Origin of the sequence: Rhodococcus gannanensis (assembly GCF_042681175.1) — a bacterium.
GTDB classification, from domain to species: domain Bacteria; phylum Actinomycetota; class Actinomycetes; order Mycobacteriales; family Mycobacteriaceae; genus Rhodococcus_G; species Rhodococcus_G gannanensis.
In genome coordinates, this window is record NZ_JBHUFB010000007.1 from 157,409 (window position 1) to 164,577 (window position 7,169).

7 protein-coding genes are annotated in these 7,169 nt (G+C 67.9%); 2 read left to right on the plus strand and 5 right to left on the minus strand.

Going from position 1 to position 7,169, the window contains the following annotated elements; all coding sequences use genetic code 11:
• Positions 1-71: 71 nt before the first annotated feature.
• The 3 genes from ACFSJG_RS04340 to ACFSJG_RS04350 form a co-directional block, all read right to left on the minus strand.
• On the minus strand, positions 72-242 hold the full coding sequence (locus ACFSJG_RS04340; RefSeq protein ID WP_378483979.1) for a YbdD/YjiX family protein: 171 nt from the start codon (positions 240-242) through the stop codon (positions 72-74).
• Positions 242-2,539, minus strand: a complete 2,298-nt coding sequence (locus tag ACFSJG_RS04345; RefSeq protein ID WP_378483980.1) for a carbon starvation CstA family protein — start codon at positions 2,537-2,539, stop codon at positions 242-244. The genes ACFSJG_RS04340 and ACFSJG_RS04345 overlap by 1 nt, the downstream gene beginning before the upstream one ends.
• An 89-nt stretch (positions 2,540-2,628) precedes the next feature.
• Entirely contained in the window at positions 2,629-4,203 is a 1,575-nt protein-coding gene (locus tag ACFSJG_RS04350; protein WP_378483981.1) for an FMN-binding glutamate synthase family protein, read from the minus strand.
• Between the two features lie 52 nt (positions 4,204-4,255).
• Between ACFSJG_RS04350 and ACFSJG_RS04355 the strand changes: the two genes are divergently transcribed.
• Both ACFSJG_RS04355 and ychF read left to right on the plus strand, forming a co-directional pair.
• Positions 4,256-4,837 (plus strand): class I SAM-dependent methyltransferase, encoded by a 582-nt coding sequence (locus tag ACFSJG_RS04355; RefSeq protein ID WP_378483982.1) that lies wholly within the window; start codon positions 4,256-4,258, stop codon positions 4,835-4,837.
• A gap of 68 nt (positions 4,838-4,905) precedes the next feature.
• Positions 4,906-5,985: a redox-regulated ATPase YchF gene (gene ychF / locus ACFSJG_RS04360; protein ID WP_007532457.1), complete on the plus strand. Its 1,080-nt coding sequence runs from the start codon at positions 4,906-4,908 to the stop codon at positions 5,983-5,985.
• 84 nt (positions 5,986-6,069) lie between these two features.
• On the opposite strand, the gene ACFSJG_RS04365 is transcribed toward ychF, so the two are convergent.
• Entirely contained in the window at positions 6,070-6,273 is a 204-nt protein-coding gene (locus tag ACFSJG_RS04365; RefSeq protein WP_378483983.1) for a hypothetical protein, read from the minus strand.
• Positions 6,274-6,480: 207 nt separating this feature from the next.
• Positions 6,481-6,735, minus strand: a complete 255-nt coding sequence (locus ACFSJG_RS04370) for a hypothetical protein (protein WP_378483984.1) — start codon at positions 6,733-6,735, stop codon at positions 6,481-6,483.
• Positions 6,736-7,169: the final 434 nt, after the last annotated feature.

Sequence of the window (7,169 nt, forward strand, 5' to 3'; positions counted from 1 at the left end):
GTCCAGCGTGGCAGCCCCCGCGGGCATGCGCTAGCGGAAATCGGACACGACCGTCGACGGTTGTTCAGGCGTCAGCAGCAGCGGGCGCCGGGGTTGCGGTCGGCGTCGGCGTACCGCGCGCGCCAGTAGTCGCGCTCGGTCGGGACCGGCTCGCCCGGATGTGCGCGGGCCCGATGTGCGACGAACCGCTCGTAGTCGTGGTCGCCCATCAGGGACCGCACCCACCACAGCACGCCGCGCATCAGTGGTGCTCCACCGTGTGTGCGGCGCCGGGCGCCCGGACCTTGCCCTCCGCGATCAGTTCGTCCCACTGCGCCTGGATCTGCTTCTCGGCCTTCGTCGGAACGAAGCCGGCAGGACCGAAGATCTTCGACGGAACGGACGGTGCCTCGGTGTCCGGCAGTCCGCCGGCCCGCCACGCCCGGATGCACACCCACACCCCGACGACGGCGACGATCAGGACCAGGACCGCGAACACGATCGACAGGGTGCCCTGGATGAAGGTGTTGCGGATGACCGCGTCCATCGCTTCGGGTGTCTTCGCCGTCCCGAACGACGTCTGCCCGGCGTCCTTCGCGTCCTGGAAGGCGTTGTGCTGCGCCCAGTATCCGATCGCCGGGACGTCGGAGAAGATCTTCTGCCACGACGCGGTCATCGTGACGACGAGATCCCACACCAGCGGGACCGCGGGTATCCACACCCACTTGAACAGGCCGCGTTTCATCACCACGACCGTCACCACAGTGAGCGCGATCGCGGCGAGGAGCTGGTTCGCGATGCCGAACAGGGGGAACAGGGTGTTGATGCCACCGAGCGGGTCGGTGACACCCATCAGCAGGACGCCGCCCCACAGGCCGACGACGACGATCGAGCACAGCCACGCGCCGGGCCGCCACGACGGGTCCTTGAACTTCCTGGCGGCGCCGCCGAAGTTGCCCAGCGAGTCGGAGAGCATGAACCGCGCGACGCGGGTGCCCGCATCGACGGTGGTGAGGATGAACAGTGCCTCGAACATGATCGCGAAGTGGTACCAGAACGACTTGAGCGATTCGCCGCCGATGAACTGGTGCATCACCTCGGACATGCCGAAGGCGAGGGTCGGGGCGCCGCCGGTGCGGGAGACGATCGACTCCTCGCCGACCGCTTCGGCCGCCGCGTTCAGTTGGTCCGCGGTGATGTCGGCGCCCGGCAGCCCGAGGTTGTTGAGATAGTCGGGGGCCGACTCGGCGGTGCCGCCGGTCAGCGCGGCGGGTGCGTTGAGCGCGAAGTACAGGTGCTGGTCGAGGATGCATGCGGTGACCAGCGCCATGATCGCGACGAACGACTCGGTGAGCATGCCGCCGTACCCGATCATCCGGGTCTGACGTTCCTTCTCCAGCAGCTTCGGGGTGGTGCCGGACGCGATCAGTGAGTGGAACCCGGACAGCGCGCCGCAGGCGATGGTGATGAACAGGAACGGGAACAGCGACCCGGCGAACGCAGGCCCCTCGCCGTTCTTCGCGAACTCGGTCATCGCCGGCATCTGGATGGCGGGCTGCGCCACCAGGATCCCGGCGGCGAGCAGTGCGATGGTGCCGATCTTCATGAACGTCGACAGGTAGTCGCGGGGCGCGAGCAGCAGCCACACCGGCAGCACGGACGCCGCGAATCCGTAGGCGATCATCAGCCACGCGATGGTGACCTTCGACAGGGTGAACCAGTTGGTTCCCCACTCGGTGTCGGCGACCCAGCCGCCGCCGACGATGGCGAGCAGCAGCAGGACCACGCCGATCAGCGACACCTCGGACACCTTGCCGGGCCGCAGGAAGCGCAGGTACACACCCATGAACAGGGCGATGGGGATGGTCATCGCGATGGAGAAGACGCCCCACGGGCTCTCGGCGAGTGCGTTCACCACGACCAGCGCGAGGACCGCGATGAGGATGATCATGATGACGAAGACGCCGATCATGGCCGCGACGCCGCCGACCAGGCCGAGTTCCTCGCGGGCCATCTGGCCGAGGCTGCGCCCCCGGCGCTTCGACGAGATCCACAGCACCAGGAAGTCCTGCACACCGCCGGCGAAGACGACGCCGATGATGATCCACATCGTGCCGGGCAGGTAGCCCATCTGTGCCGCGAGGACGGGCCCGACCAGTGGGCCCGCACCTGCGATCGCCGCGAAATGGTGACCGAACAGGACCCGGCGGTCCGTCGGCATGTAGTCCTTGCCGTTCTCCAGGATCTCCGCCGTCGTCGCCCTGTCGTCCCGGGGTTTGACGATCTTGTTCTCGATGAACCGGGCGTAGAAGCGGTACGCGATGAGGTAGGTGCAGATGGCCGCGATGACGAACCAGACCGAGTTGATGTCCTCGCCGCGGACGATCGCGATCATCGACCAGGCCACCGCGCCGAGCACGCCGATGGCGGCGAAGATCAGCTTCTTCGCCGGCGTGATCGGGCTGCGGTCGACCACGCCGACCGGGGGCAGGTCCGGGTCCGTGTAGAGGTACTCGACGTTCGGGTCGGGGCTGGGGGTGGGACTTGTTGCGGTCGTCATGTGCCGGCCTCCCTCCGTGCGTGGATGTGGCTCACCTCACACTAGAACTCGGTGGAGGTCGGTGCCCGACGACAATCGGTCGGCCGTGCTCAGAACCGGTCGGCGGACGCGTCGATCCAGTCGCTGCGCCAGGACTCGGGCGGATCGTCGAGGAGTTCGCCGTCCTGCAGCCATTCGTACAACTCGGCGTACGTCTTCGTGGTGTGCGCGTCGACGCGGCGGTTGAGCATCGACGGCCGCAGCTCGTCGAAGCCGGCGGCACCCATCGACGCGACCATCTGCGCCGCGCTGGCGACCGTCGACTTCTGGAACCGGTACACGCGTGCCGACTTGTCGGGGACGTCGAGGGCTCGCGTCCGCGCCGGATCCTGGGTGGTGACGCCGACGGGGCAGTGGTTGGTGTGGCAGGCCTGCGCCTGGATGCACCCGACCGCGAACATCATCGCGCGCGCCGCGAGCGTGAAGTCGGCGCCCTGGATGATCCGTTTGACGATGTCGCTGCCGCTGGCGACCTTGCCGGAAGCCCCGATCCGGATCCGGTCCCGCAGGCCCGACCCGACGAGCGAGTTGTGCACCAGCATGAGGCCCTCCGTCAGCGGCATGCCCATGTGGTCCTCGAATTCGACCGGCGCCGCGCCCGTTCCGCCCTCGGAGCCGTCGACGACGACGAAGTCCGGCGTCACGTCCCGCTCGATCATGGCCTTGCAGATGCCGAGGAACTCGACCCGCGACCCGGCGCAGAGCTTGAACCCGACCGGCTTGCCCCCGGACAGGGTCCGCAGCGTGACGATGAAGTCGATCAGCTCGTTCGGGGTCTCGAACGCGTTGTGCGCGGGTGGTGAGATGACGGTCCGACCGACCGGCACGCCGCGCGTCGCGGCGATCTCCGCGGATACCTTCGCGCCGGGCAGGACGCCGCCGAGTCCCGGCTTCGCGCCCTGCGACAGTTTGATCGAGATCGCCTTGACCTGCGGGTCGACGGCCTTCGCGGCGAACTGCTCCGGATCGAACCGGCCGTCCTCGGTGCGGCACCCGAAGTAGGCGGAGCCGATCTCCCAGATCAGGTCGCCGCCGTGCCTGCGGTGGTACGGGCTGATCCCGCCCTCACCGGTGTCCTGTGCGAAGCCACCTCGGGCCGCGCCCGCGTTCATCGCCTCGACCGCATTCGCGGACAGTGAACCGAAACTCATCGCCGAAACATTGAGCAGCGCAATGTCATACGGCTGGGTGCAGTGCGGGCCGCCCAATCGGACGCGGGGGTCGAGTTCGGTGGCGTGCCGGGCGCGCAGCGAGTGGGTCATGAACTCGTAGCCGGGCGCGTGGACGTCACGTTCGGTGCCGAACGGCTCCGCGTCCTTCGTCCCCTTCGCCCGCTCGTAGACGAGGTCTCGGGTCTCCCGGTCGAAGGGTGTTCCGTCGGTGGATGATTCGATGAAGTACTGCTGGATCTCGGGCCGGATCCGCTCCAGCAGGAAGCGCGCGTGCCCCAGGATCGGGTAGTTGCGCAGGATGCTGTGACTGCGCTGGAGCAGGTCGTACATGCCGGTCGCGGCGAGAAACGCCGCGAACGCTGCCGGGATCCACCATCCCCACCCGGCAACCGCCGCCGACGCCGCCAGGGCGCCGGCCACGATCCACACGGCCGCGACAATCAGCCACCTCACCCGTGAACTCCCCTCGTGAGAAACCAGATCCGACAGGCCTAGTCTGGACCAGGTGACGAGATGGGAGCGGGAACGCGACGAGGACGCTTCACGCGCCTACGTCGCGCGGTTCGAGGAGCTGGCCGAACAGGGCGCCGATCTGCACGGCGAGTCCCGGATGGTGGACGCGCTGCTGGCCCGCGGGTCACGGGTGCTCGACGCCGGATGTGGGACCGGACGCGTCGGGGCCGACCTCGCGCGACGGGGACATCGGGTGACCGGCGTCGACCTCGACCCGGTGCTGCTCGACGCGGCACGCGCCACAGGGCTGCTCGAGGTGGTTCGCGGTGACCTGTCCACGCTGGACCTGCCGGGGGAGCGGTTCGACGCGGTGGTCGCGGCGGGCAACGTGATGATCTTCGTGGAGCCGGGCACAGAGCGCGCGGTGTGCGAACGGTTCGCGGCGCACCTGGCTCCCGGCGGCGTGCTCGTGGCCGGGTTCGCGACCGGCCACCGCTACACGCCCGACGACTTCGACGCGGATCTCGCCGCCGCCGGGCTGGTGCGCGAGCACCGGTTCGCGACGTGGGACCTGCGGCCGTGGCGAGAGAACGCCGACTGGGCCGTCACCGTCGCCCGGAAGCCCCTGGACTGACGCGCGAGACCTGCGTGACCTGCGGTGCTGCACGTTGCGCCGCGGGCGTTCCGTAGACTCTGCTGATCGTGAGCCTTACCCTCGGAATCGTCGGACTTCCCAACGTCGGCAAGTCGACCCTGTTCAACGCCCTGACCAAGAACGATGTGCTCGCCGCGAACTACCCGTTCGCGACGATCGAGCCCAACGTCGGCCTGGTCGAGTTGCCGGACGAGCGCCTCGTGAAGCTCGCCGAGATCTTCGGTTCCGAGCGGATCCTGCCCGCGACGGTGTCGTTCGTCGACATCGCGGGCATCGTCAAGGGCGCGTCCGAGGGCGCGGGCCTGGGCAACAAGTTCCTCGCCAACATCCGTGAGGCCGACGCGATCTGCCAGGTCGTCCGCGTGTTCGCCGACGACGACGTGGTGCACGTCGACGGCGTCGTCGATCCCGCCTCCGACATCGAGGTGATCGAGACCGAGCTCGTCCTCGCCGACATGCAGACCCTCGAGAAGGCGGTGCCGCGCCTCGAGAAGGAAGCGAAGAAGAACAAGGAACTCAAGCCCCAGCACGAGGAGGCCGTCAAGGCTCAGGCGTTCCTCGAAGAGGGCAAGACCCTGTTCTCGGTCAAGGACAAGCTGGACTTCGGGCTCCTGAAGGAACTGCACCTCCTCACCACGAAGCCGTTCCTCTACGTCTTCAACGCCGACGAGGCCGTGCTCACCGACGAAGCCAAGGTCGCCGAGCTCCGCGCCTCCGTCGAGCCCGCCGATGCCGTCTTCCTCGACGCGAAGGTCGAGCAGGAACTCCTCGAACTGGACGAGGAGGACCGGCAGGAGATGCTCGAGTCCATCGGCCAGACCGAGCCCGGCCTGCACGCCCTCGCCCGCACCGGCTTCCACACCCTCGGCCTGCAGACCTACCTGACGGCCGGCCCCAAGGAGTCGCGCGCCTGGACGATCCACAAGGGCGACACCGCCCCGCAGGCCGCAGGCGTGATTCACACCGACTTCGAGCGCGGCTTCATCAAGGCCGAGATCGTCTCCTTCGACGACCTCGTCGCCGCCGGCTCCATGAACGCCGCCAAGGCAGCGGGCAAGGTGCGTATGGAGGGCAAGGACTACGTCATGCAGGACGGCGACGTCGTGGAGTTCCGCTTCAACGTCTAGAACTCACTTCGCTCGGGTGAACAGACGGTCGTTCGTCACTGCACCCGGCAGCGGGCTCGATCACGATGCGCGAGCGCTGCGCCGTCATCTGCCGGCCGCGGCGCTCCGGCGTTCCGGCGCGGCATGGTCGGTGAGCAGCGGGGCAGCACCAAGGGTGGCGTCGTTGTCCATCGCCCTGATCGTGGCGCGGGTGAGCGCCCCGACGGCGCGGGCCTGCAGTTCGATCGCGGCGTCCGCGGCCGCGAGTGAGATCACGATCGGGCCGCCGATCCACAGTGGAAGTCGCATCGAGCCTCCCTGGTTGGTGTGGGTGGCCCGCCGGATGAGGGGTCCGACGGGCCCGCGTCGCTCCGGAGGGGGCATAGGAGCGACGCGTCAGCGAACTTAACTTCTGTCCCATGTGACTCGCGAGTACCAGACCAACCAGGCGCTTGGTGGTGGGTGGCTCTTGGTCGGCAGGGTGGGGAGTCGAACGCGGTCGACCTGCAGCAATGATCAGGGCGGGCTGATGTGTGCAGGCCGCGTGACGTTCATCTCGGCGGCCGGGTTGATTGTTCGGTGGGCCTTCATGGGGTCCGAGTCCTCGCTCGGGTGGTTTCCGGCGAGTAGCGCGAGAGACCCACCGAGAATTCCTGCCGCCCAGACGAAGGCGCCCGCGAGCAGGTCCGTTCCGGCGACGCCGATGACGGTGAGGGCCACCGTGATGGCCGCTGCCCATGCGACTGCTGCGATGTACCGACGTTGATCCACGCACGAATTCAATCAGACAACCCCGACATGGCAAATTGCTGGCAAAGCTCAACATTGCAGGCTGCCAGGCCTGGAGGGGTTGCTGGCGAACCGAAGCTGTTCGCGGTGGGCCGTGAGCGAGAGTGCTCGCCGTGTCGGTGCAGCCCAGTCGCGTCCGGGTTGTTGCCGCAGTGGGCGCGTGTCCCTCGGCGGGTGCGTCGATCGCTACCGGTCGGACTCTCGATGTTGGACATTTGTTCAGGTAATTCGGCCCGCGGGGCGGTACGGGCCCGTACTGTTCTGTTCGCACACGAAACGTAAGAAGGAGCAGTCATGGGTAGCGCGGAAACGATCCTCATCGGTGTTCTGTCGCAGGTTCTGACGAACCTGGTCAAGGACGCGTTGGGCTCCTAGTAGAGCGAGTCGTGGGGGCCCGTCACCTCAGGTGACGGGCG